Here is a 24,162-nt window from a genome sequence, read left to right on the forward strand (position 1 = left end):
CCCCGTTCTTGCCGGACCCATGGGGATCACCGAGCATCCGCCCAATGCCCGACCGGAGCGATGATGCCCCAGCCCCTTCGTCCTCATTGCCGAAGCCTCGAAAACGCCGCTTCGGACGCCGCGCCGAGGGCTCGGCCAGCGGGCGGGTGCTCGGCTTGATGGTCGATGCTTTTGCCGGCTTTGCGACCCTCGACGGCAAGTTGGACCCCGGAGAAGCCGAGCTCATTCTCGACCTTTTGCGCAGCGCATTCCCGGAAGCCGACCACTCCTGGCTAGCCCGCCGAGTGCGGCGAGCCGTCCGCGAGCCGCGCCCCCTGCCCAACATTGCCGCCGAACTCCGCGAACTTCTCAGCGATCCCGAGAAGATCGCTGTCGGCCTCCAACTCTATACACTGGTCGATGCCGTCGGTCGGTCGGAACGCAGCCGAGCCGCCTTCGAGATTTTCATGCGTCGCCTCGGACGACCCGATCAAGGTCGCCAGATCCTCGACGAGATGAACGGCCAAGGAATCCAGGGGCCTGCATCGTTCGAGCGCGTGATCTTCGGCCACGGCTCTCAGGTGGACGTCCTGCTCCCGGCCGTGTCCGCAGACCACGAATTCCGAGTCTATCGCGTCGCCGACCTGATTCTGGTTCGAAATACCGGCCAAGCCCCGCTGTGGGTCCGTGGGCGCTCGCTGGAGCCTGGAAACTTCCTCCGCATGCGTCCCCGGCAGCAGTTGGTCGTTCCAGGATGGACACTCACCTGCGAAGACCTGCTCTTCTTTCTCAACGTCGCCCTCACCGGCAACCCCTCGACCATTTTCCTGGCCTCCACCGACGAAGGCTGGATCAGTGAACGCTCGCGCAGCCGCCAGAGCACGATCCGAATCCGATTCGGACTGTCGGCCGAAGTCGAGGCCCTCAAAAAATGTTCGGCCGTCGTCGAAGGGATTGGCCCCCTGATTCCCGAAAAGCCTCTTCAATGCACCCATCACGACCGGATCCATGGCGAACACGGCTTTTCAGCATCGCTCGATATCTTGCGCCGCCGAGCAGCGGAAGCCGGTGGAAGATTCCGTCTCCATGCCGACCAACGCGACTTTCGGATCTCCAACGACCCTTCGGTGATCGAGCGGGGCGACCTTCTCCTCAGCCCTGGTCTGGCCCCGCGAGTCGTCCTCCGGGTCCGCTTCGACCCCGAACGCCAGCGCGGCGATGTTTTCGTCCGTGAGTCCTCCGGTCCAGTGCTTGCCGATGGCGTTCCGGTCCGGGCATCCGCGGAATTGCGGGAAGGCTCGGTGATCCGGCTCTCCCGGACGCAGGCCCTGCGCTGCCGTTTCCGCGAAGGCATCATCGATGAAGAACGCAATCTCATCGAAGTCCTCCGTGTCGAAGATCTGCTTCACCACTTCGTGCGCGATCAACGCGCACTTGATAACCTTTCATTCGAAGTCCGACGCGGCGAAGTGATGTGCATCATCGGCCCGTCTGGAAGCGGCAAAAGCACCCTCATGAGCATCTTGGCGGGCCACCGCAAGCCCACTCGCGGCCGGGTGATGCTCAATGAAAGCTCCCTCTATGAGCACCGCGAGCGGTTGCTGCCGTTCATCGCCCACATGCCCCAAGAGGAGGCCCTGAATCCTCAACTCACGGTGCGCGAGCACCTCCGCCATGCCACGGCCATTCGCCGCGCTTCCCTGCCGGCGAATGAAATCGAGCGCCGTGCCGACAGCATCCTCGCCGAACTCGGCCTCCAGGGATTGGCACGGCGGCGGGTCGGGGCCCCCGGAGAAAAAACCCTCAGCGGAGGTGAACGCAGTCGCCTCAACCTCGGCCTCGATCTCGGCAGCGCCGCCGAATTGTTTCTCTTCGACGAACCGATTTCCGGTCTTTCGTCCAAAGACAGCGAACACGTCGCCGAAACCCTCCGCTCCCTCGCACGAGACAAAATCGTCATCGCTTCCCTTCACCGCCCGGGGGCGAACGTGCTCCGCCTCTGTGATAAAGTTCTGCTTCTCGATACCGGCGGTCGCCTCGCCTACTTCGGCTCCCCGCGGGAAATGATCCAGTATTTCCGTCGCGCCTGCGATGAACTGGCCATCCAGCATCCATCGATCGAGGCCCGGATTCCCCTCGGGGCCGATTTCGTCTTCGATGTTCTCGAAACCCCCCTCGCCCAGATCGGAGGTGGCCAGAATCCCACCGGCGCCCGCCGCTTTCCTCCCACCTTCTGGCAGGAACGCTTTGAAAGTCGGGTCCTGGTCCGCTCGCTCGGCTCCAAAGGCACCCCACCATCGCGCATCGAATCGCTTCCCGATCTGTCGGGAAAGGGTGTCACCACTTTCCGCCGCGGCCGCAGCACTCTCAGCGCCAACCTCCGCGTCTTCCGTACCCAATTCCACCGCGCCATTTGGTCAAAACTGCGAAATCGCGGGACTCTCTACGCCACCCTTATCGAATCGCCGCTTCTCGCCGCGCTCATCGCCATCACCCTGCGGTCGTCGCCTCAAGGGGCCTACGAATTCTCCACCGCGCTGCACATCCCCGCCTACCTGTTCCTCTCGGCAACGGTGGCCATGTTCCTGGGACTGACGAACTCAGCCACCGAAATTCTCCGCGATCGACCCATTCTCCGCCGCGAACGCAACACGCGCCGTAGCATGATTCTCTACGTGTTCGCCAAGTTTGCCGCGCTGTCACTGGTCGCCGCCGTTCAATGTTTCATCTACACCTTCCTTGGACACCATTTGCTCGAGATCCACGGCACCCTCATCGACCAATGGCAGTGGATGACGCTGACGGCCTGCACCGGCACCGCCCTGGCCCTCCTCGTTTCCGCTGTCGCCAAAACGGAACGTGGCGCGCTCACCGCCGTTCCACTGTTGCTGGTGCCTCAGATGCTGCTTGCGGGAGCTCTTGTCCCCTTTCGGGAAATGAACCGAGGCCTGTTCACCGACGCCTCGATCGAGCGAGAACGCGGCGGCATCCCGGTTCCTGCCCGCTACATTCCCCTGCGTTTCGCCTATGAAGGCATGGTCGTGACCCAAGCCACTCGCAACCCCTTTGACCTCGAACGCATCCGCATTCAGCGCCGCATCGACACCTTCAAGGAACTCCCCCCACCCCTCGAACCCGGCATTGAAGAGCGCTTCGACATCATGAAGGGCGCCCTTCAATCCTTGGTCGGAGCCGATGCCATCAACCCCACCGACGCGATGCGCCGGGCATCCAGCCTGACCGAAATTGCCCGCTCAGGAACCCGCTTGGAACTCGATGCCTTCCCCGTCCGTCCCGACCACCCCGGCGCCCGCCCGCTTTCCGACTACTTCGTCAACAAACGGGTCGAATTGATGATTGAGGAAGCTCGCGCCTTCCGCACCGACTACCGCAACGCGGAAATCGGCCGCGAAACCGACATTTTCCTCTCCGACAAAAAACCGTGGTTTGGACGTCAGGTTTCCACCATTCAGTTCTCCGCTTTGGTTCTCTTTGTCACCATCAACGCCTCCTGCGGCCTCGCCACCTTGGCCCTGATCATCCAGAATCGGCGAACCTCCTGACCTTTCCCCTCGGTCGCCCTCACCGGACGACCGGAGTCGCCACCTGCGACAGCGCCTCCGCCACCACCCGAACCCGTGCGGCATCCAGAGGGACTGGCAGCACCACGCCGAGCACCAGGCAACCGAATGCGGTGTCCACAGGGACGACCGACAGAAACGCATCCGCACCGATTTTGACGTGGACGTTCCCGGCCTCCCCTTTCACCGGGCGATACGCTTGAGCCAGACTTCGTGCGAGGAAATGCAGCTTCACATACGCCGGATCGTCGATCACCGGATTGCCTTCGCGGTCCAAAACAAATGCACCGCGGGCTTCGTAACGCTCCTCCAGCCACTGCCGAAAACGCTGCATCCGCCGCGCGAGATTCGCTGGTTCATCCCCCTCCATCTCCCGCTCCACCGGGAGGTCGGCCTCCTCACCTTCCCCGCCGTCGTCAGCGATTTCCGGTTCGGACTCTCCCTTGAATTCGGGCTCCACGGACGAATCCGACGACTCGTGCGTCGTCGCATGCAAGAAGGGTCGCGCCGGGGCTTCCGCAGCCTGGGAAGCCACGGGCTCTGATTCAGGAGTGACCTCGGATTGAACCGCGGACTCAGGCATCACCGCCGCCTGTTCACGCTCCCTCGACGGCCCCACCACGAAGCCTTCAAACATCGCCCCGAAGCCTGCATCATCAGGGGTGCCCACCTCAGGTCGCGGCACCGGTGTCATCAACTGGCTCGCCAATTGCCGAACCTCATCGGCATCCATCCATGACACAATCGGATCCATCTCAGGGATTACAGGTCTCCACGGGGTTGTCCCAAAGGCAATTTCGCTTCGATTTCCGCCCGCATGGAATCAAAGACCGCCAGAGCCCCCACTCCGTCCTCCATGACTCCCACCGGCAGGCCGCGGGCGCTGGCTTTCACAAAAAGAGCATCGCGCGGAACCAAGGTTCCGAGCACCAGTTCCGCGGGCAATAGACTCCGCAACGCCGCCACGGAATCACGGCTTTCCTCCATATCCTTTTGCACCATCGTCAATGCAACCCCGAGCACCTTCAGGCCGGGGTGGATGACTCGAAGCCGATTCAATCCCTCCAGCATTTTCGGCAGCGAACGGATTCCCAATGGCTCTGCCTGCTGGGGAATCAACACCCCATGGCTCGAACAAATCACATCCGCGGTCAGCCCAAAAAGTCCCGCTGGGGTATCAATCAAACAGACTTCAAAACCCCGGGCTTCGACCGATCGCAGAAAACTCCTGACTCGCGACAAATGCACGCCCGTCGGGCTGCCACCGATTTCGTAGTCCCCTCCTTGCCCCGCCGTCACCAGACTGAAGGTCTCCATCCGCGTGGGCACGATGATCCGCTCCAGAGGGATCCCAGGATCCGAAAGAAAATCGTAGAATCCAGAAAGCAGCCTCGATTGTCGCGTCAACGAAAGACCCACCGAGCCCTGCGGATCGGCATCGACCAGCAACGTCCGGAATCCCGCCCGCGCCAAGGAGTGTGCCAGGTTGATGGCCACTGTGGTTTTTCCAACCCCGCCCTTCTGACTTGATATCGCTATACTAATCACGCTGCTATCCTTCCGAAACCGCGGCCGAGAGTAGCTCGCGCAGAAGGGTGAGAAAGCCTTTTCTACGCGTGGTCCCACCCCGACGCGCTCCCCTCAACCGACTGTCTTCATGATTCCCTTTGCTCGCTCTCTCTCTCTTCTCGCTTTCGCCTTCGCTGTTTCATCGTGCAGCAAGAAAACTTCGGAGCAGGAGAACGCGCGCGTCGCTCCCGTGGTCCCCACCGTTCTGAAGTCCAATCAGTTGGCAGGAACCCCTTCCACTTTCCTCTCCAGCCAAGCCCAAAGCCCCGTGCATTGGCAACAATGGCGACCCTCCCTGCTTGAAGATGCCCAACAAAGCCAGCGACTGATCGTCGCTCTCGTCGGTTCCGCCCGCTTCCCCGGTAGCACGGAGACCCTGCAAGCCATCAGCAACGCCACCAACCTCGTCAAACGCCTCAACAACGACTTCATCCCGGTGCTCATCGACGGCGAAATCAGCCGCGATTCGATGCTCCTCAGCGCCGCTCTCTCGGCCGAATTGAACGAACCCATCGGCTTCCCGTTCCTCGTCATCATCTCTCCGGATGGAGCCCCCGTTACCTGGAAAGTCATCAATTACCGCGACGATCAGGAAGTCACCGACCTTTTCAATCAGGCCCTTGAGGTCATCGAGCGCCTCTGGCACGACGATCCGACCTACGTCAAAAAAGACAGCCTCGGCAAACTCAACACCCGGCGCGAGAACCCACCCCAGCCTGAGGAAGAAATCAAAGATCCCGCAGAACGAGCCGCCCGACTGACCATCGCCGTTCAGAAAATCTGCCACTTGTGGGACGAAAGCACTGGCACTCTCGATTCCCTGGGTGGCCTCTTCCCCAGCGAGGCTCTCTCTCTCCTGTCTCGCGCTTCGGTCGCTCCAAGCTTACCCGAAACCCTGCGTTCCGATTGCCGCGATGCGGCCAAAGGTTTGGCCGGGATCCTCCTCAAAAGCGCGATGATCGATCCGCTCGATGGCGGCATCTACCCTGCTCGGGTCGGACCCTCCTGGAACTTCACACTCTCCAATCGCGACTGCATCACCCAAGCGGAAGCCATTCTCGCTCTCGTCGATCTCCACCAGTTCACCCAACAAGACGGTGCTCTCTCGACAGCACTCGATGCCGCCGCTTTCGCCGAAAACGACTTTCTTACTCGCGACGGACTCTTTTCCATCACCCGTCAGCCCAAGCCATCCAGCCCCTCGCGGCTGATGTGGAGCATCGGCGACATCTCCATGGCGCTGAAAGACACCGAATTCGAAGTCTGGAAGGCCGCTTCGGATCTCCGCACGCTCGGCAACTTGCCCCCCGAAGCCGACCCCCAACGTCGCACCTTTCGCAAAAACGCCCTCCATCGGGGCCGCTCCATGGAGGAAGTCGCCGCCAAGCTCGGCATTCCCGTCGACGAGACGACCGCCCTCTACGCATCCGGACGCCAGAAACTCCTCGAAACTCGCGAGAAGCTCATGCCGTCTCCACCCAAAGACGACACGCCTTCGGCCCTGGCGAGTTTCATGATGATCCGCGCCTATGCCCAGCTCTTCACCGCCACCGGTGATGCCAGCTGGAAAGAAAAGGCCGCCCAACTCGGCGAGCGCTGCCGCACCGCCTTCGGTCAGGCCCGCTTCCTCAACGAACGGCCCGGAGCCACTCCTGACCCCATGAGCGATAGCCGCGCCTACACCTATGCCATGGCCGCTCGCGCCTCCCTCGATCTCGCCGCCATCACCCTCGATGACCAGTGGAACCGCTGGGCAGTCGACCTCATGACCCTCCTCGGAGAAAACTTCGTCAATCAAGAGGGCGACCGACTTTCAGAAAGCCGCGAAGGCTTCGCCATCGTTCCTTTCCCCTTCGAAGATCGCTCCATGATCTTCGGTCCCTCCACCGCAGGGACCCTCCGCCAAAACCTCCAATCCCTCATCAAAACCGGCCAAGCCATCCCACCTGGCCTCCGCCACTGGACCTTGGCACTCCCACCCATCGACAAGCTCCCGGTGATTTTCATGGACTCCATCAACGCCCTGATCGCCGAGGAAAACTCCTCCACCCTCCTTTTGGCGGAAAGTGCCGATGCGGACACCCAAGCCGCGGCCACCCGCCTGCCTCTCCGCAAGATCGAGAGAAAAATCGACCCTTCCGCCTCCGACCCGATCAAATTCATTGCGCCCGGAGGCGAGGAACGCATCTTGACGTCCGCCGGACAGGTGCAAGCCCTCCCTGGCGAATGACCCAAAATCTCATGAAAAAAACGCCCATCGTTTTTCTACTCCCTTTCCTCATCGGCCTCAGCCAGGCGGACACCTTCAAAATGAAGGACGGCACCAAACTGGAGGGCACGATCATTTCGGAGACCAGCGAATCCTACGTCGCCCTCATCCAGGTCACCGAATCCATTCGTGACCAACGGACTCTGCTCAAGTCCGACGTCGTTTCGGTGATTCGGGAATCCGCTGACGAAAAAGCCTTCCCGGCCGTCAAGGAGCTCGTTCCCACCCCCGACCTCCTCCCTGCCGAAGACTACGAAGCGCGCATCAAAGAAGCCGAAGCCTTCCTCAGCTCCTACCCCGACAGCATCCACGAATTCGCCGCCAAAAAGGTCCTAAAGACCCTTCAGGAAGAATACGAATCCGTCAAAAAGGGTGCCAAAAAAATCGACGGCAAGTGGGTCACCGCCGCCGAACGCGAAGGCAATGCCTACGGCCTGGATGCCGAAATGGCCTTCAATCAGTTCAAGGAACTGGCCGACTCCAACCAATACGTTCTCGCCCTCCGCGATTGGGACAAGCTCGCCAAGAACTTCCCCACCACCCAAGGCTACAAGGACTCGGTGCCGGTCGCGCAGAAACTCATCAAAGATCTCCACAAACGCCTCGGCGATGAAGTTCGCAGCTTCGATGAACGCAAAGTGAAGCGCAACGAGGACTTCAAAAAGATCCCCACTCAGGACAAGCCGCGCACCAAAAAAGCCATTCAAGATGAAATGGCCGCTTACGAAACCAAGCTCGCAGCCGAGAAAAAGGCTGGTGAACGCTGGATCTCCGTCAACGTCTGGCACCTCGAAGGCATGCGCGAAATGCGCAATACCCTCGCCCAGGAATTCCAAAAATTGAAGGACTTCAAAGCCTCCGACATCCCCGATGGCGACAAGGCCTATGCCGAAGCTTGGAAGACCCTCAAAGGCAATCCCGAGCCGGAAACCGCCGCCGCGGCGCTCAAGTCCGCCAAAGATGCCGGCGTCCCTGCGTCCTACATGAAGACGCTCGAAGGCCTCGCTCCGGCCGGCACTCCCGCTCCCTGATTCCCAACATCAGGACCACACTCGCGTTGACAGTCGGGCCACTCCGGCTGTCAATGCACGGCAGTCATGCCCCGTCGCACCGCCAGCCGCTCCCGCGCCACGGCCGAAACCCGCATCGAGCTCACCATCGACCTCGACGGCTCCGGCACCTCGAAGATCGCAACCGGCGTTCCGTTCTTCGATCACATGCTCACGCTGTTCTCTCGGCACGGCCTGTTCGATCTGGAACTCACCTGTGACGGCGATATCGAGGTCGATTCCCACCACACTGTCGAAGACGTGGGGATCGTGCTTGGCGACGCCATCCGCGAAGCCCTCGGAGACAAACGCGGCATCCAACGCTACGGCTGCGCCTATTTGCCCATGGACGAGACTCTCTCCCGCGTCGTCGTCGACCTCAGCAACCGTCCTCATCTCGAATTCCGGGCCCGCGAGAACACGCCGTCCGCCCCGAACTTCCCCTTCTCGCTCGTGGAAGAATTCTGCCGCGCCATCGCATCGAATCTGCGCTGCAACCTTCACGTCGAACTCCTCTATGGCCGCGATGGACACCACATCGCCGAAGCCATCTTCAAGGGCCTCGCCCGCTCGCTCCGTGACGCTTGCAGCATCGATCCCCGCGTCACCGGCATTCCCAGCACCAAAGAAGCCCTCTAAACCGCTCGTGAACGTCGGAATCATCGACTACGGCGCCGGCAATCTCCGCAGCGCCGCCAATGCCGTCCAATCGCTTGGGGTCACCCCTCGAATCCTTTCCGATTCCCGCGGGTTCGAAGAACTCACTCACCTGATCCTTCCAGGAGTCGGCGCTTTTGGCGATTCCATGGAAGAACTCCAGCGTCGCGGCCTCGCCGAGCCGGTCCGCCAATGGATCGCACAAGATCGACCCTTCTTCGGCATTTGCGTTGGCTACCAGATGCTCTTCGAAGCCGGTCAAGAAAGCCCCGGCATCGCCGGCCTGTCGGTCTTTCCCGGCCAAGTCGTCCGCTTTCCGGAAGACGGACGCAAAATCCCCCACATGGGCTGGAATGCCGCTCGCCCCACCGACCTCGCCGACCCCCTATGGCAGGGGCTCGGCGAACTGCCCTACTTCTATTTCGTCCACTCCTACTTCCCAGAACCGACCGACCCCTCCCTGGTCGCGATGGAGTGCGAATACGAAGGCACACGCTTCGCCGCCGCCATCCGCCGCGGAAACTTGATCGCCACCCAGTTTCACCCGGAGAAAAGCCAGCAAGCCGGTATTCGCCTGCTGAAAAACTTCCTCGACCTCTAAGCTACGCCTCAAGGCATCACCGCTTCCGGATGGCATTGTGAATAACTCGTGGATAATTCCCACGGAGATCTCGGTTCTTTTCCCAATCGGCTGAGAATTCATCGCTTTCGGCGCCTGATCGGCCTCTTCCGGGCGGAATGGGCCACGGTGACCTCGGGAGATCATTTGTTGCCGAAAAGCCACCCAAACCTCCTCATTTGGAGCCTTTTGTGGAGAAATTCGGGGTCATTCACAGCTTATCCCCAGCTTATTCCCAATCGCACCGACAGGCCAGGTGACGAATTCGCCCGAATCCTTGCTCTTCCCGGAATCCAGCCGAGTTCTTCCACAGAGTCCATTCCCCCTGTGAATAACTTGGGAATGACGATTTCGGCCCGCTTTTAGGCCTCGCATTCATTTCCCGCTCCATCCCCAGATCTCCTCGCTCATCCGGGCCTCCATCACCTCAGGGGCCGCCCATTCCCGGGGACCTCAGCCCCAGGCTTCGCCGGGGGAATCCGCGTGGGGCCGAGGTCGATTTGGGACAAACCATGAAGCAGAATCCGGATCCAACCGGTCTCCTTCACTGCGAACATTCTTCCAACCGTCTCGCCCCCTGTGAATTACGGGATCACGTCTCCTTCCCGACCCCACCCACGGGAATGAAAAAGTCGGGTGTTTTCCCCGTTTCAGCACGCTTTTTGCCACCGCTCTGCCCTCAGGCCGCAGCTCCCGCTCTCCAGGGGATCCGCTCATCCTGCCCCGTTCTGCCCTTATCGATCTCCTCCAGACCGACTCAAATCGCCCCCCATTTCCGCGGCAAGCGCAACCAGCCGAACCCGCGCCAAGAGCCTGAGGATGGGCGCCCTCCGTCATCACGTAACCCCAAATGGGGGCAATCAGGCTCGCCAATTTCAACCAAGCTGTCACCGTTCAGTTGAAATCACCCCTACCCTTAAAGTCAGCGCACCCCAACTGACGATGAAATACAACTCGAAGAAATTCTGGAGAGAAGCCGAAGACGAGGTTGCAAAAAAGAAATCTTGGAGCGTTACCAGCCGAGAAATTGCCCGAATCATCGGAGTCGACACCATCAGCTACTCAGAACTCAAAGCGAGCTTTGAACCCGGAATTGGAAGAAGCTACTTCGTCTATTCCGGACGCCCTGATGAAAAAGGAGCCTTCACGCTCCATTTCGTTCAGAGGCCTGTAGGAGCCTGATGCCAACATAGGCACCGCCCGTCCCACACGAGTGCCACCGTGACCCCGCGCGATTCGGCCCGTCCCACAGGTCGAAAGGCAAGCTGGCGGCCAACCTGGACCCGCCCACGCCTCAGCACACCCGAATCTCCAGCCTCTCGCAGGCTCATGGAGTCTCGCAATCAAACGCGCACACCTCGGCACCGACCCATTTGTCGGTCCTCTTGCCATCGCCCCACCTCACCGAGACCTTCGGTTGGAGGAACTTCGCGACGCATCGAAGCCTGGCTCTCCGCCATGGATGCCGATCACAGTCATCCCATCGAGAAGCAGAAGCGGATCCCCCGTCATCCTTCTTGAGTGATCCGCGCATTGCAGTGCCCCCTTGGAATTTGACACCTCCCATCCACGAATCTCAGACTGGTGGAACCTCCCCCCTTTCGCTCCGCGGATCGTCCATCATGCCAGTGGAAAGAGGGAGTTCCACTCTGATGCTCCGGCGATCGCATGAACGAATCCCATTTTTTCACCCTCCTCTGGACCGGTCTTATTTTCGTTCTCCACCTCGCCGTCGCCGCTCGCGCAGTGCTGCGGCCCCACCGGGAACCCGCCTCTCGGATGGCTTGGATCGTGGTCATCCTCAGCGTTCCACTCCTGGGCGTCATCGCCTACCTCCTCCTCGGGGAAACCAACATCGGCAAACGCCGGGCCCACGCCGCTCTTCAAGCCATCGCCCAAATCCCCCCCATCACCGAAACCCCCGGCTGGGACGCCGTCGCAGCCCTTTCCTCCGTTCCCGATGACTACGATCACCTCTTCCGCGTCGGCCACTCCGTCAATGGCTTCGCCCCGGTCGGAGGAAACCTCGCCACCTTGACGAAGGATTCCGACGCCGCCATCGATGCCATCATCGCCGATATCGACGCCGCCACTTCCACCGTCCACCTCCTCTATTACATCTGGTTGGCCGACCACAACGGCCTCAAAATGGTCGAAGCACTCCGCCGCGCCGCTTCTCGCGGAGTGACCTGCCGCGCCATGGCCGATGGCCTCGGCTCACGAGCCATGATCGACTCCCCGCATTGGCAGTCGATGAAGGAAGCCGGAGTGCACCTCGCGGTCGCCCTTCCTATCGGCAACCTCTTCGTGCGTGCCCTCAAAGGCCGCATCGATCTCCGCAATCACCGCAAGATCACCGTCATCGACAACCGCATCACCTACTGTGGAAGTCAAAACTGCGCCGACCCCGCCTTCCTCGTGAAGGCCCGTTACGCTCCTTGGGTCGATATTCTCCTGCGTTTTGAAGGACCGATCGTGCGCCAAAATCAGCGCCTGTTTGCCGCCGATTGGATGGCCGAAGTCGATGAAGATCTCAGCGACCTCCTCCTCGCCCCTATCGATCCCCCATCGTCGCATGGATTCCCAGCTCAAGTCATCGGCACGGGCCCGACCATCCGCAACTCTGCCATGCCCGAGGTCTTCGAATCCCTGATCTACGGTGCCCGGAAACACCTCTTCATCACCACCCCCTACTACGTTCCCGACGAGTCGATGCAGGAGGCACTCTGCGCCTGCGCCCGCCGCGGCGTCGAAACCACCATCATCTTCCCGGCTCGCAACGATTCCTTCGTCGTCGGTGCCGCCAGCCGCAGCTACTACCGGGACCTCCTGGAGGCCGGAGTTCGGATTCATGAATATCACGGCGGCCTTCTCCACGCCAAAACCCTCACCTTGGACGGAGAAGTAACCCTGATCGGTTCTGCCAACATGGACCGTCGCAGTTTCGACCTGAACTACGAAAACAACATCCTCCTTCACGACCCCTCCACCACTGCCGCTCTGCGTGCCCGCCAAGAGGCATTCCTCGCCGAAAGTCGTCCCGTCACCCTCGAAGCCGTCAACACCTGGCCCATCGGCATTCGCTTTCGCAACAACCTCATCGCCATGATCGGTCCCGTGCTTTGAGGCCTCCGAACGATGCAAAAATCAGCGAGCCCACTCTTCCACGGCGGCTGACATTTCCGCCGCGAACCACTCAGGCTCGGAGCCAATAAGGTCCCGCGAAAATCAGAGATTCAAAATCGCCGGGATGCTCCGAATTCAGTGTCTTTTCCCTTTCCCAGCGGCTTCGCGGGGCGGCTTGACCCACGAGGAATCGCCAACTTCACGACGGCCATGGCTCCCGAGCAGCAAGCATCCCAAGCCGCCGCCTCTGCACGGGTCTACCTGTCCGCGCCCGCTCCCCACTGAGATGCTCCACTTCGAACTGGTCCGGATCCTCGACAAGACGTGCCTCGAAGGTGCACTCAACCTCTTTGAGCGCAAGTACTCCAACACCGACCGCTTCGTGGCGATTCGCAGGCTGGCATGGTTCGGGAACGCCGAGGGCGAACCTGATCCGGTGGCATCGGAGGGACCGCCTTGGGTGGAGGTGAAGGGGCGGATCACCCGAGCAATTGCCGCCTTGTGACGTTTCCGTTCTCCCCGGCTGCGGGTGTCACGGATCCCCTCATCCCCGCTGCGGGATTGCGCACTGGGTCCGGAGCGTGGATCCTCCGTCGTCGTGAGTGAGTTTCAACGCTACCAGTGGAAGGTCGTCGGGAGGAGTTTGAGCGCGAAGCAACGTGGCGATATCTCGGAGCTGTCCTCCCACATCTCTGTGAGGTCGGACTCGGCGGAAGTCAGCTACCACTGGAGCGGATTCAAGCACGACCCGATCGCCGTCCTGAAGCGCTACTTCGACATCCATCTCTACGAGGCAAACTGGGGGACGCAGGATGTTGCGTTCCGCTTCGATGCGGACACCGTCGAAGTGGCGGACTTGTCCTTGTTCGCCATGGGGGAGACGCTCACCGTGGTCGAGGCAGACGGCAGCGTGCTGGTCGATGCGTGGTTCGAGGAGAACTGGATCGAGTCGGCGCATGGTTACTACGACGAGTATGACGAAGCCGATTGGCGGCTCGATGCCTTCGAGGCGATTCACCGGCAATTGATGGACGGTGACTACCGGGGGATCTTCCTCCTTTGGCTGAACGCCTGCGAGTTGAACCTCGAGGAGAATGCCGACTCCACCGTTCCCCTGCCGATGGGTATGGGGCAGCTCAAAGACGAGCACAAGACCCTCGCGGACTTTGTGGGAGTGTGTGGAGGATTGATGAAGGCCGCCGCGGAACGCAGCGATCCCCTGCCCGCGGAAACAGCGCCACAGGAAGACTTGGCGCACCACCTCGGCAAGCTGTCGAAGGCGAGGAAGGAGGAGTATCTTCAACAGCTGTTGGACGGGGATGCGACGGCCGTGCAGAGCGCGCTCAGGAGGGAGCTGCGAAGTCTCGGCAAACAGCCCCGCCGATCCCGATCCGTGAAGAACATCTCCTATAGGGAGTTGGCCGATGCGGCCCGCTGCGCGGCGGAACAGGAGGCACGGCGCATCAAGGAGGAAAAGGAGAAGAGGCGTCGCGACTATCTCGCGGAGCTGGAGCGGCGGGAGGATGAGATTTGGGACCGTGTGAATGAGCGGGTGGCAAAAAAGGAGACGAAGGCCTACGACGAGGCCGTGCTGCTCCTTCGCGCTCTTGAGGACCTCTGGACGACACGGGGGGATCGGGAATATTTTCTCAATGCCGTGCGGTTGATCGCCGAGGAGTTCCCTCGCCTCACCGGTTTCCGCGGACGGCTTGAGGAAGCGGGCTGGCTAAATCCGAAAAGGGAGCATCTTTTGCTGCCGATAAAACGGGAGCGGTGGAGCGAAAAAAATCCGCTGCAGCGGGAGATCGACCTGAAGTGGTGATGCGAGCGAACAAGGACGCTGATTGGGAGGACCGGATCCTGATGGGCGCGGTGGTCCCCTGAGCGGAGCCAGATCGGGTCGAATGATCGTTATGGTGGGGTGGGTCGGTTGGCTGTGTTTTTCGTATCGCTTGCTTCCGCCCTTGGAGGAAAGTGGTCCATCGGGTTCCGGCGCGAGAAAGGGGCGAATGGGCCAGTAAGTCGCTCGTCGGAGCGACGGGTTCCTGTGGGCAACTTCCCGGAGCGGGTTGCCAGCAGATCAGGCCGCCTCGGCAAGCCCGGGTTGCGGCCGGTAGACCGACCATGGTGTGGCGTAGTCGTGGTGCTGATGGATTCGCTCACGGTTGTAGTCGGTGATCCAGCGTGACACTCCGGCCTCCAGCTCCACGAGGTTGCAATAGTCCTTCAGGTAGATGTCTTCGCATTTGAGGCTACGCCACAGCCGCTCGATGAAGATGTTGTCCATCCAACGGCCCTTGCCGTCCATGCTAACGCGTGCGCCTGTTTCCTCGACCGCGGCGACCCATTCACGGCTGGTGAACTGACAGCCTTGGTCGTTGTTGAAGATGTCCGGTGCGCGACCGGCTACCTTCACCGCTTCGCCAAGTGCCTCCAGGCAGAACCGGGTGTCGGCCGTGTTGGAGATCCGCCACGAAAGGACTGCTCGGCTGTGCCAGTCCATGATCGCCACCAGGTAGGCGAAGCCGCGGCCCATCGGGATGTAAGTGATGTCGGCGCACCCGACTTCGTCCGGCGTGGTGACCTCGCGGTCCCGTAGCAAGTAGGGATACTTGCGGTGGTTCTTGTCCGGCACACTCGTGCGCGGCTTCGGCACCACGGCGGCGAGCCCCATGATCCGCATGAGCTGGCGCACCCGCTTGCGGCCAACCTTCCAGCCGCGCTTGCGCAGCTCCACGACCAGCTTGCGGGCGCCGTAAACGGGCCAGCGGACGTGCAACTCATCGAGAGCACGCATGATCGCACGGTCCTCTTCGCTGATACGTTCCGCCGTTTCGAGGCGGTTGCGGTTGATGCCGAGCATGGCGGACTGCTTGCGGATGCTGAGCTGAGGATGGTTCTTTTCGATCATGGCTTTTCGTTGAGATCGATCCCCAGCTCCCCGCACTTTTTTTCGAGGAACTCCTTTTCGATGACCAGCTGGCCAACCTTACGCTCGATGCGCGACAGGTTGCGCTCGGATTTTTCCTTCTCGTCGCGACCGGACTTGGCCGAGGCAAAGACTTCCGGCAGGCGCTCCTGGAGTTCCTTCTTCCACTGGCTAACCTGCACTGGATGAATGCCCTCGTCCTGCGCGATTTGATTGATGGTCTTGATGCCCTTGAGTGCCTCAAGGGCCACCCGCGCCTTGAACTCGGCGCTGTGCGTTCTTCTTTTTCGTTTCACGGTGGTTCGGTTGGCTGCGCCACCCGAACCCTATCCCATCATAACAAGCTCTCTGGCTCCGTCTTGACGGACCACTTCAGCTTCGGCCGGTTCTCCTTTCCGATCCAGGTGAGTTCGAGTTTCTGTTTTTTGCTCATCGGAAGGGGTTGACGACTTGGACTCCATCGTAGTCCTGGCCGTGGTTGAAATCTTCGGAGTAAAGAGTTTGGCAGCCGAGTTCCTGGGCGGCGGCGAGGATCGTGGAATCCCAATGGGAGAGCTGGAACCGACGGCGGAGAATGATCGCCCGCCGGATCAGATCGAGAGTCACGGGGACCACCTGCTTCTCTGAGAGAGAAGCGATCAGCGCGGTGATGTTGGATTCGCCGAGGCCGAGAGATTTCTTGCCGAGGGCATTCGAAATGAATTCCTGAAGCACCTGCGAAGAAATCGAGAAATCAAGCGCAGAGATCAGATCGGAGGCTACGACCTTCTTTTCCTGGTCCTTGGGATCATTGGAGCCGGCGTAAAGCAGGATGTTGGTATCGAAGAAGACCATTCCCAACTCAGTCTTTCATGTGGCGGTCATAGATTTCCTCTCTGGCAAGAGGAACCATGGGTTCGGTATTCGTGGCCTGGAGTGCCTCGAGGATGTTCCGAACTCTCTCTTTTCTCGCGGACTCGGTGCTTTCCTTGTGACTCTCGGTTTCCAGAGCCTGTTCAAGCCCCTTCACAGCAAGTTCGCGCAAAGTCGTCCGGCGCTGTGCCGCCACCACTTTCGCCCGGTGCAGAAGCTCGTCAGGGAAATCAATGGTCGTTTTCATGAGCAATATTTACAGGGATATGGTTTTATTGTCAACGGGCTCACTCGGGCTTGTGAAGCGGATAAAGACGGCGGGTCACGGTCCCGCCGCGGTTGTGCCAGCTGCAGCCATCTTTCTTCCGGTCGGGCAGGGTGTCGCGCTCGTCGCAGAGGGCTTCGGCAAGAGCGAGGGTGGCGTTGCCGAGGGCGAGGGCTTCGGCGAGTTCATCGAAATGCCCGGCGAGTTCCTTGAAATGGCAGCCGATCGCGTTGCGGATCTGGAGGCGGGAGAAGACGTCTTCGAGGAGAGGGGCGAGTGGGATGGGTCTCGTGACGGTTCCTTGTTCGTCGAGATGCTCGCAACGAAGCGCGGGGAGGAGTTTTTTCTCTCCCGCCAGTCCGCTGCGGTAGTCATTCAGGGTCCAGCGTTGCTCGGCTCCGGGGGAACGAGGCAGGCGGCACTGGTAGATGCCGGTGAGGAAATCGAGGATGTTTTCAAGGACCAGACCGGCGGTGTTGGCGATGGCGGACGGGTGTTCGGCCTCCCGCACGTAGCGGCGGAGGAAACTCACTTCCGAGCTCGGCCCTCTTTTCAGGGAGAGTCCGCTGTCGAGCGTCCAGCGGCCCAGCTCGAGGAACTCGACCTTGTTTTGGGTCAGGATGCCCCAGCGGAACTTGAAGCGCAGCGGCTGGTAATGGCTACTGATGACGACATGATGGAAGTGGGCGGATTCCTCCAGGAGAAGCTCGTAGAGCCGCTCCATGTGGGCGTCATCGACCGAGGCGATGGCGTCATCCAGAAAGAGGATCGTATTGCCCGGGTTCTCCCGTTTCTCAAGCGCGAGGAAGAGGCAAAGGCCGAGGGTATCGAGATGGGACTCGGACAACAAGGCCACCGGGCTGGCCTCTTTCTTCCCGAAGAGCGTGCCGTCGAACTGCGCGGAGGACTTCTTGTTCGGATGAAGGTAAAGCTGGATGGTCTCGATTTTCTCGCCGTCGTGAATTCTCGCGTAGAGCTGGGCGAAATCCCCTGAGATCGCCTTCAATGTCTCGTTGGCATGGCGGATCCTCTCGTCGTGGAGGACTTTCTTGATCGCCTCTCCGCGCGTGATGGAAAACTCCATGCGCTTGCCATCGCCCTTCGCACTCTTGATTCGATTGAGAGCTCCGCGAACGTCCGACTGCAGCTTGCGCCGGATCTGGAGGGCGGCATGCTCCCTTTCAACGGTCTCCGAGAGAGGTTTGAGCTGGGGAGCCTCGGCCTTGAGTCCGGCGAACCATCCTTCGGTGAGATCCTCCGCGTTCTCCATCCCGAGGACCGAGGGGACTAGATCGGGAAGCTGCCATTGCTCGGAATCGACGGCGGCCTGATGAACTTCCCTCAGCTTGATGAGAATCGAGAGAAAGGATTGCTGGAGCGTTTTCTGCGAGGTTTGCGCGGCGTGGAGAGCCTCTTTGGTATTCTTGGCTTTCTGGCTCTGGTCTTTGACCGCCTTGAGGGCTTCGAGTTTCTGATCGACCTTTTCGACGAGGGCGGCATGGCCAATTTCCGAATCGCATACCGGGCAGATGCCGGTCCCGCTTTCCCGAAGGAATCCCCGGGCCTGCTGCAGCGTTTCGAATGCCTTGGCTAGATCGTCGCTGTGGTCGGCGATGAGTTTCGCCAGCGCCGCCTCCTCCTTCTTCACCGCCTCCTGCGCCTTGGCGACCGCCGGGTAGCTGTCCGCGAGCGGCTTGAAGTCATCGCGGAGCCGTTTGATCTGCTGGTTCAGATCGTCGAGCATCTGGAAGTTCTCAGCGATCGTTTCGGCGCTGTCCTGCAAAAGATCCCTTTGCCACTGGTCCTGGCGGCTCCCGTATTTTGCCTTGTCGGCGTGTTCCTCGAACAAAGCACTGAGCATCTCGCCTGCCTGGGCAATGAGCTTCGACTGGCTTTCCAGATTCCGCTGTTCGGAAAGCACCAGCTCGTTGAGTGCGGCCTCCTCGCGGTCTAGGGCCGGGATGGAGACGAAATCCTGAATCCGCTTGAAACGATTCGCTGGGGTTTCTTCTACGAGCTTGGTGATGTTTTTTCGGCTCAGGACCTTGAGCCGATAAGCGAGCCGCCCGTCAAGCTGGACTTTTTGGCGGGCCAGTCTGGCAGACCGCGTTTGGCCCGCGACTTCGAGCGAGACCCTGAGGTCGACCGCTTTCCTGCACGCGTTGACCAACTGCCCGAGCTTTGATTTCCCGTCGAGCGACTTTTCCTCGAGGGATCCTGCGGTACCATCGATGACGAACTCGAAGGCATCGGAGATGGTCGTCTTGCCACTGCCGTTCTCGCCGTAGAGCACGGTGAGGTTCTGTTTCGTGTCGAAACGGATCTCGAAAGGGGAATCCACCCCACGGAAGGCCTCAAGACTCAGCTTCATCGCGGCCTCCCTGTTCGGATTCGAATTGCTTGGTGAGGACGAGATTCCAGTTCACCGGCTTTCCTGTCTTGAGCGCATCGATCACCTCCGCCGCCGCCGACTTCTCAAGCAGTGGTTTCGTGGAAATGGCGGTCAAGAGCCGCTCTGCGGTCTTGTCGGGGAGCTTTATGGCGGGTGTCATGGGATCTTCCAGCGGATGGTGAAGAGCTCTTCCTCAGAGGAATCCGATTTCAGCTTCCCTTCGATTTTCTCGATGAGTCGCTCGCGATTGTTGTCGATTTCGTCCTGAGCATCGAAGAGCGAGCGGCGGCGTTCCTTTCGGTGGGACTCGAGGGCTTTGATGTGCTTCTGTCCGGCCAGTTTCTCCTCAAGGGTGAGAGCCGCAGAGGCAGCGCGCCGGGCCTCCTTGATCTGGCGGTCGATGTCCTTGATTTCCCTTTCGAGGCCGACCTTCAAGTCGTCGGCCCAATTGTCGAGTTTGGTTGCCTCGTCCTCAAAGAATCTGGCGTTCCGCTCCGAGATGTCGCGTCCGATCCGGGCCTGCTCTCTACGACTGAGTTCATCGAGACTGGACGGCGGGGACTCGGCGAGCGTACGCAACTGATCACCCGGCAGGGAGAGAAGACGGCGGGCGGTTTCCTCGTCGAGTGTTTGCCCGGCATCCGTATGGGCGGCCAAGATCAGATAGTCCTCGGTCTGGTCGAGCGATTCAACCGTGTAGCGGGAAGCCGTTAGCCACCCGGATTGGCCGATGAAGGGTTCCAGGATAGAAACCTTTCCCTCGTGAGTCTCGTAGCTGAACGAGATCTCGGCGGGTTCGAGGGAACGCTCTTTGGCAGCGCCAACCACGGCCTCAGCGAGAGGATGACCCAGGCGGTACAGGTGCGCTTCCCCGGAACGGCGAGGAAGCTCGTAGCGACCAAGGGGAGTCTTTTCGGCGATCTCCGGAAAGGGCGGCGTTAGGAGCCGAAAGGTGCCTTCGCCCTGAAACTCCGCGTGGCCGTTCAATTCGTGACGGGTCAGCCGCATGAGCTGCCGCTCGAACTGGCCAAGAATGGCCTTCGAGTCTTCGTCGCGGATCTTGAGCTTTTCGCGAACCTCGTCATCGAAGTGCTCCAGGAGCTTCTTCCGAGTGGAGGTCATCGCTTCGTTGATCTCGAAGCTCAGCTCCAACTGAAGGGCGTCGAAGGCCTCCTGAATCTGCTCCGGCTGCCGACACTGCTGATAGATGGTCGCGATGCGCTTTTCGAAATCCACCCCGGAGCCGATGGCACCGAGGACTTCGTCGCTGGCCCCGAACACGCCCTCGAAGAGATTGAACTTCTCGGCGAGGAGCTGGTAAACGCGCTGATCGGCAGCGTTCTTCTTATTGAGGAAGTTGACGACAACCACGTCATGCTTCTGCCCGTAGCGGTGGCAGCGTCCGATGCGCTGCTCCACTCGCTGGGGATTCCAGGGGAGATCATAGTTGATGACGAGCGAGCAGAACTGGAGGTTGATGCCCTCGGCTCCCGCCTCGGTCGCGATCATGATGCGACCCTCTTCGCGGAAATAGTCGACGAGTGCCGAACGCATGTCGGCGGTCCGTGAGCCGGTCACCCGATCGCTGCCTTCGTGGCGGACTTTCCAAGACTCGTAGATCTCCTTCGAGCGCTCGTCGTTGTTCACGCCATTGAAGAGCACAATACCGTCACTCCATTCGCTCTCCGAGAGAAGCCGGAGGAGGTAATCTTGAGTTCGGCGGGACTCGGTGAAAATGATGGCCTTCTCGGCAGCCTTGAGTCCGGCAATCCTGTTGAAGGCGACTTTCAGTGCCCGGAGGAGAGCTTGTCCCTTGGCATTGATGGTGATTGAGGTGGCCAGATCCGCAAAAGCTTTCAGTTCGGCGATTTCCGAGGCGAGAGCCTGGCGGTCGGCTTCGGACAATGGCTCGGTGGCGTCTTCGTCTTCGCTCCACTCCTCGGCGGTTTCATCCAAGGACTCGTAGTCTTCGTCGAGTTCATCGACCAGCGAGAGCTTCTCCTGATCCGCCAGATCCCGACGCAGCCGTCGAGCCATGGTTTGCAGCGCTCCGGCAATGGCGAAGGTGGAGGACGCGAGCAACTTCCGCAGGACCAAGGTCATGAGGGTGCGCTGTTGCGGAGGCAGCGCGAAGAGGTTGTCTCTGCCAAGATAGTCGGAAACCAATTGATACAATTGGGACTCGCTCTGCTCAGGAGTGAACTCCTCGACGATGGCGTGCCGTGCCGTGTAGGGCACATATTGGGTCACCTGTCGGCGAAGGGTGCGGTGACAAAGCGGTGCCAGACGCGCCTTGAGCGAATCAAAGGTATCGCTCTGGCTGAGGTTGGCGAATTGCTGCCGGAAGCTCTTGAGATCACCGAATGCATGCTCGTCGATGAACGAGACGAGACCGTAGAGCTCGAGAAGGGAATTCTGAAGCGGAGTGGCGGTGAGAAGAACCTTCGGCCGACCTTCGAGCGCGTTCTTCAAGGTATTCGCAATGACGTTGCCGGTCTTGTAGACATTGCGGAGCCGGTGGGCTTCGTCGATCACCACCAGATCCCACGGCGTCGAGACGACATCCTCCGCCTTGTTCCGGGCGAAGTGGTAGGAGCAGATGACGAGACTTGGCTCGTCCGGCTGGAAGGGGTTGTCGTTTCCGGCTTTGGCCGCCTGATTGTAGGACTGGGCTTCAAGGATGGTGGCAGGCAGGAAGAACTTCTCCGCCAACTCCTGGTGCCACTGCTTCCGGAGATTTGAGGGGGTAATGATCAGGATCCGGCGCTTCCGTTCGGCCCACCGCTGCGAAAGCAGAATTCCGGCTTCGATGGTCTTACCCAAGCCGACTTCATCGGCCAAGAGCGCCCCGTTCGAGAACGGGGACTTGAACGCAAAGAGCGCGGCATCGACCTGATGGGGATTCAGATCCACCTGTGCCCCCGCCACGGCAGCCGCGAGCTTGCCCACGCTGTCCGACGACCAGCGTCGAGTCAGCTCGTATGCGAGGTATTTGGCTTGGTGGCCGGTCAAAGACATTCAGAGGGAGAGGCTCCGATCGTCACGGATGGAAGGACGCTAGAGTCATTATTCTGATGAGGGAACTCTGAAACCTCGGTCCTCTAAACATTCGCGGCGATGCCGAACCAGCTCTTGGCCGCCTTCTCCGGCGGCGGCCGCTTGTAGTTCATCCGGATAATCTCCGGGCTGTTTCCGGCCAGCTTTGCTGGCCCAGTCCCGGGCCACGCCAGGAGCCAGCATCGAGCTGATCCAGGTATGGCGCAGGCCGTCCTTCGGCAAGCTCTCGATCAATTCGGCCTCGCGTAGCTCGGGGCTGACCAAGCGCTGGCACTTGCGGAAGTAAACGGGGCCGGAGACTTTCCGGTAATGCTCGATCTAAGTGCAAAGCGTCGCCCACACGGTGCCCGGCAGCCTTCGCCAAGGCCCCGGCTTGCCAGCTGAAGCCTTACCAGAGGCGCTTTTTCGCAAAGGCACGGCCGGAAACGGTTTTTGAGGTAGGCCTCGAATTCAGCAGCCCGCATGTGATCGATGAAGGCGAAGTAAGTGACGAGCCTCCATGGTCGGTATTTCGCGGTGTGTGGGGAGCCGCCTTCGTTGTGTTTGGCAAGGCGGAGTTTCAAACTGAAGGTCAGTCCGATGGAGGTCAGTCCGATGGAGGTCTGCCCGGGGTGGTCGACGCCGCGGAGGAGATCGACGTCATGCATCGAATCTGGCGATGTGGAGGAGCGCTGGGAGAAGACGGAGTTTTTCATCGGTCTTCAGGCTGAAATGCCCGCCTTCGCCAAGGCCCCGGCTTGCCAGCCGAAGCCTTGGCGAAGGCTGGTGGAGGCGAGGGGAGTCGAACCCCTGTCCGAAACGCCTTCAGCGCAGGCATCTACACGTTTAGCAAACGATCAGGTATTTTCGGAGAAGAGCGGCCCGTCTGCAGCGTTCCTTTTCCTAGCGACCTGTTGAATCTCGCCCCCGCGCCCGGTCGCCCGGCTTGGAGGCCAGCCTATTAAGTAGTCGCCGTCCCCCTCAATAGGCGTCGGGGTTCAGGCGTTGCTGTCAATTAAGCAGCAAGTGCGAGCTCGTTAGAGTCTGCAATTATTTGTTTTGAGCGGCTTTTTAGGAGGCCAGCCGATCAACCTCCACGTGCAGCCAGCGCGTCGAACATCCCGTCGAAACCAGAACGCCCCCGTTTGCTGAACGGCGGTATGATGGAACCGCTCCCCGGTTTGTTCAACCGGGAAAATCCAGTTTGTCACCGTGGGCCAAGAATCGCCTTGTCGACCGGAGAAATAAGCCCGCTGTCGAGTCGGTAAATCCAACTGTGGATGTCCACACTCTGGCCCCGCGACCACGCATCCTCAATGATCGTCGTCCGCGAGAGGTTGAAAGCATTGGCCATGACATTCAGCTCGCAAAGTCGATCCAGTTGCTGAGGCCCTTCCAAGCTATCGAGTTCGTCACGATTGAGCCGGGCAATCGTTTTAATGTGCCGCAACCAGTTGTCGATCAATCCATGACGCTGACCTTCCAAGGCGGCCTTCACGCCCCCGCAGCCGTAGTGACCACAGACGATGACATGCTTCACCTTCAGGACGTCGACCGCATACTGGAGCACCGACAACAGATTGAAATCGGTCTGCACCACGACGTTGGCGACATTGCGGTGAACAAACACCTCTCCGGGATCAAGGCCGGTGATTTGGTTGGCTGGCACCCGGCTGTCCGAACAACCGATCCAAAGGTATTCCGGGGCCTGTTGCTCCGCGAGCCGAGTGAAAAAACCCGGATCTTCGGCCACTTTCGCAGCCGCCCACGACTTGTTGTTTTCCAGCAGGACCTTGAGGCTCTCCATGCCCCAAGCTGAAATCCGAAATCGTCAATTCG

General features: G+C 60.3%; 20 protein-coding genes and 1 other RNA gene. 10 read left to right on the forward strand and 11 right to left on the reverse strand.

Annotated elements, in window-relative coordinates; translation table 11 throughout:
* The first annotated feature begins 44 nt into the window (after window positions 1-44).
* Window positions 45-3,542 carry an ATP-binding cassette domain-containing protein gene (locus HNR46_RS11285; RefSeq protein ID WP_184018829.1) on the forward strand — a complete coding sequence of 1,166 codons (3,498 nt, stop codon included), beginning with the start codon at window positions 45-47 and terminating at the stop codon, window positions 3,540-3,542.
* Window positions 3,543-3,561: 19 nt separating this feature from the next.
* Here HNR46_RS11285 and HNR46_RS11290 read toward each other — a convergent pair whose 3' ends face one another.
* Window positions 3,562-4,314, reverse strand: a complete 753-nt coding sequence (locus tag HNR46_RS11290; protein ID WP_184018831.1) for a prolipoprotein diacylglyceryl transferase — start codon at window positions 4,312-4,314, stop codon at window positions 3,562-3,564.
* Window positions 4,315-4,322: 8 nt separating this feature from the next.
* On the reverse strand, window positions 4,323-5,186 hold the full coding sequence (locus HNR46_RS11295; RefSeq protein WP_343076034.1) for a ParA family protein: 864 nt from the start codon (window positions 5,184-5,186) through the stop codon (window positions 4,323-4,325).
* Between the two features lie 31 nt (window positions 5,187-5,217).
* Between HNR46_RS11295 and HNR46_RS11300 the strand changes: the two genes are divergently transcribed.
* The 8 genes from HNR46_RS11300 to HNR46_RS11335 all read left to right on the forward strand — a co-directional run bounded on the left by HNR46_RS11300 (window position 5,218) and on the right by HNR46_RS11335 (window position 14,671).
* Complete coding sequence (locus HNR46_RS11300) at window positions 5,218-7,359, forward strand: DUF255 domain-containing protein (protein WP_184018835.1); 2,142 nt, start codon at window positions 5,218-5,220, stop codon at window positions 7,357-7,359.
* Window positions 7,360-7,370: 11 nt separating this feature from the next.
* A complete protein-coding gene (locus HNR46_RS11305; RefSeq protein ID WP_184018837.1) occupies window positions 7,371-8,429 on the forward strand; it encodes a PTPDL family protein in 1,059 nt (352 codons plus the stop codon).
* A 66-nt stretch (window positions 8,430-8,495) separates the two neighbouring features.
* The gene (gene hisB, locus HNR46_RS11310; RefSeq protein WP_184018839.1) at window positions 8,496-9,086 is read left to right on the forward strand and encodes an imidazoleglycerol-phosphate dehydratase HisB; all 591 of its coding nucleotides are present in this window, start codon (window positions 8,496-8,498) and stop codon (window positions 9,084-9,086) included.
* Window positions 9,087-9,093: 7 nt separating this feature from the next.
* Window positions 9,094-9,705 (forward strand): imidazole glycerol phosphate synthase subunit HisH, encoded by a 612-nt coding sequence (gene hisH, locus HNR46_RS11315; protein WP_184018841.1) that lies wholly within the window; start codon window positions 9,094-9,096, stop codon window positions 9,703-9,705.
* A gap of 960 nt (window positions 9,706-10,665) precedes the next feature.
* Entirely contained in the window at window positions 10,666-10,905 is a 240-nt protein-coding gene (locus HNR46_RS11320; protein WP_184018843.1) for a hypothetical protein, read from the forward strand.
* Between the two features lie 486 nt (window positions 10,906-11,391).
* Complete coding sequence (gene cls / locus HNR46_RS11325; RefSeq protein WP_184018845.1) at window positions 11,392-12,849, forward strand: cardiolipin synthase; 1,458 nt, start codon at window positions 11,392-11,394, stop codon at window positions 12,847-12,849.
* Window positions 12,850-13,135: 286 nt separating this feature from the next.
* Window positions 13,136-13,354: a hypothetical protein gene (locus HNR46_RS11330; protein ID WP_184018847.1), complete on the forward strand. Its 219-nt coding sequence runs from the start codon at window positions 13,136-13,138 to the stop codon at window positions 13,352-13,354.
* Between the two features lie 93 nt (window positions 13,355-13,447).
* Entirely contained in the window at window positions 13,448-14,671 is a 1,224-nt protein-coding gene (locus HNR46_RS11335) for a hypothetical protein (protein WP_184018849.1), read from the forward strand.
* A gap of 258 nt (window positions 14,672-14,929) precedes the next feature.
* Here HNR46_RS11335 and HNR46_RS11340 read toward each other — a convergent pair.
* The 7 genes from HNR46_RS11340 to HNR46_RS21515 all read right to left on the reverse strand — a co-directional run bounded on the left by HNR46_RS11340 (window position 14,930) and on the right by HNR46_RS21515 (window position 22,907).
* A protein-coding gene (locus HNR46_RS11340) for an IS3 family transposase (protein ID WP_425491692.1) occupies window positions 14,930-16,074 on the reverse strand; the annotation gives its coding sequence in 2 pieces (ribosomal slippage) (window positions 14,930-15,804 and window positions 15,804-16,074; 1,146 coding nt in all).
* A 133-nt stretch (window positions 16,075-16,207) separates the two neighbouring features.
* On the reverse strand, window positions 16,208-16,612 hold the full coding sequence (locus HNR46_RS11350) for a PIN domain-containing protein (RefSeq protein WP_184018854.1): 405 nt from the start codon (window positions 16,610-16,612) through the stop codon (window positions 16,208-16,210).
* A gap of 7 nt (window positions 16,613-16,619) precedes the next feature.
* A complete protein-coding gene (locus HNR46_RS11355; RefSeq protein ID WP_184018856.1) occupies window positions 16,620-16,877 on the reverse strand; it encodes a hypothetical protein in 258 nt (85 codons plus the stop codon).
* Between the two features lie 40 nt (window positions 16,878-16,917).
* A complete protein-coding gene (locus tag HNR46_RS11360) occupies window positions 16,918-19,266 on the reverse strand; it encodes an AAA family ATPase (RefSeq protein WP_184018858.1) in 2,349 nt (782 codons plus the stop codon).
* Window positions 19,250-19,447 carry a hypothetical protein gene (locus HNR46_RS11365; RefSeq protein ID WP_184018860.1) on the reverse strand — a complete coding sequence of 66 codons (198 nt, stop codon included), beginning with the start codon at window positions 19,445-19,447 and terminating at the stop codon, window positions 19,250-19,252. The genes HNR46_RS11360 and HNR46_RS11365 overlap by 17 nt, the downstream gene beginning before the upstream one ends.
* A complete protein-coding gene (locus HNR46_RS11370; protein ID WP_184018861.1) occupies window positions 19,444-22,305 on the reverse strand; it encodes an SNF2-related protein in 2,862 nt (953 codons plus the stop codon). The genes HNR46_RS11365 and HNR46_RS11370 overlap by 4 nt, the downstream gene beginning before the upstream one ends.
* A gap of 269 nt (window positions 22,306-22,574) precedes the next feature.
* Complete coding sequence (locus HNR46_RS21515) at window positions 22,575-22,907, reverse strand: GIY-YIG nuclease family protein (protein WP_425491693.1); 333 nt, start codon at window positions 22,905-22,907, stop codon at window positions 22,575-22,577.
* Between HNR46_RS21515 and HNR46_RS21520 the strand changes: the two genes are divergently transcribed.
* Complete coding sequence (locus HNR46_RS21520) at window positions 22,809-23,054, forward strand: hypothetical protein (RefSeq protein WP_246418054.1); 246 nt, start codon at window positions 22,809-22,811, stop codon at window positions 23,052-23,054. The two genes, HNR46_RS21515 and HNR46_RS21520, sit on opposite strands and share 99 nt — an antisense overlap.
* Window positions 23,055-23,107: 53 nt before the next feature.
* On the opposite strand, the gene ssrA is transcribed toward HNR46_RS21520, so the two are convergent.
* Both ssrA and can read right to left on the reverse strand, forming a co-directional pair.
* Window positions 23,108-23,466, reverse strand: a transfer-messenger RNA (tmRNA) gene (gene ssrA / locus HNR46_RS11380).
* A gap of 64 nt (window positions 23,467-23,530) precedes the next feature.
* Window positions 23,531-24,130, reverse strand: a complete 600-nt coding sequence (gene can / locus HNR46_RS11385) for a carbonate dehydratase (protein WP_184018863.1) — start codon at window positions 24,128-24,130, stop codon at window positions 23,531-23,533.
* Window positions 24,131-24,162 lie beyond the last annotated feature (32 nt).

The organism is Haloferula luteola (assembly GCF_014201715.1).
Lineage (GTDB): Bacteria > Verrucomicrobiota > Verrucomicrobiia > Verrucomicrobiales > Akkermansiaceae > Haloferula > Haloferula luteola.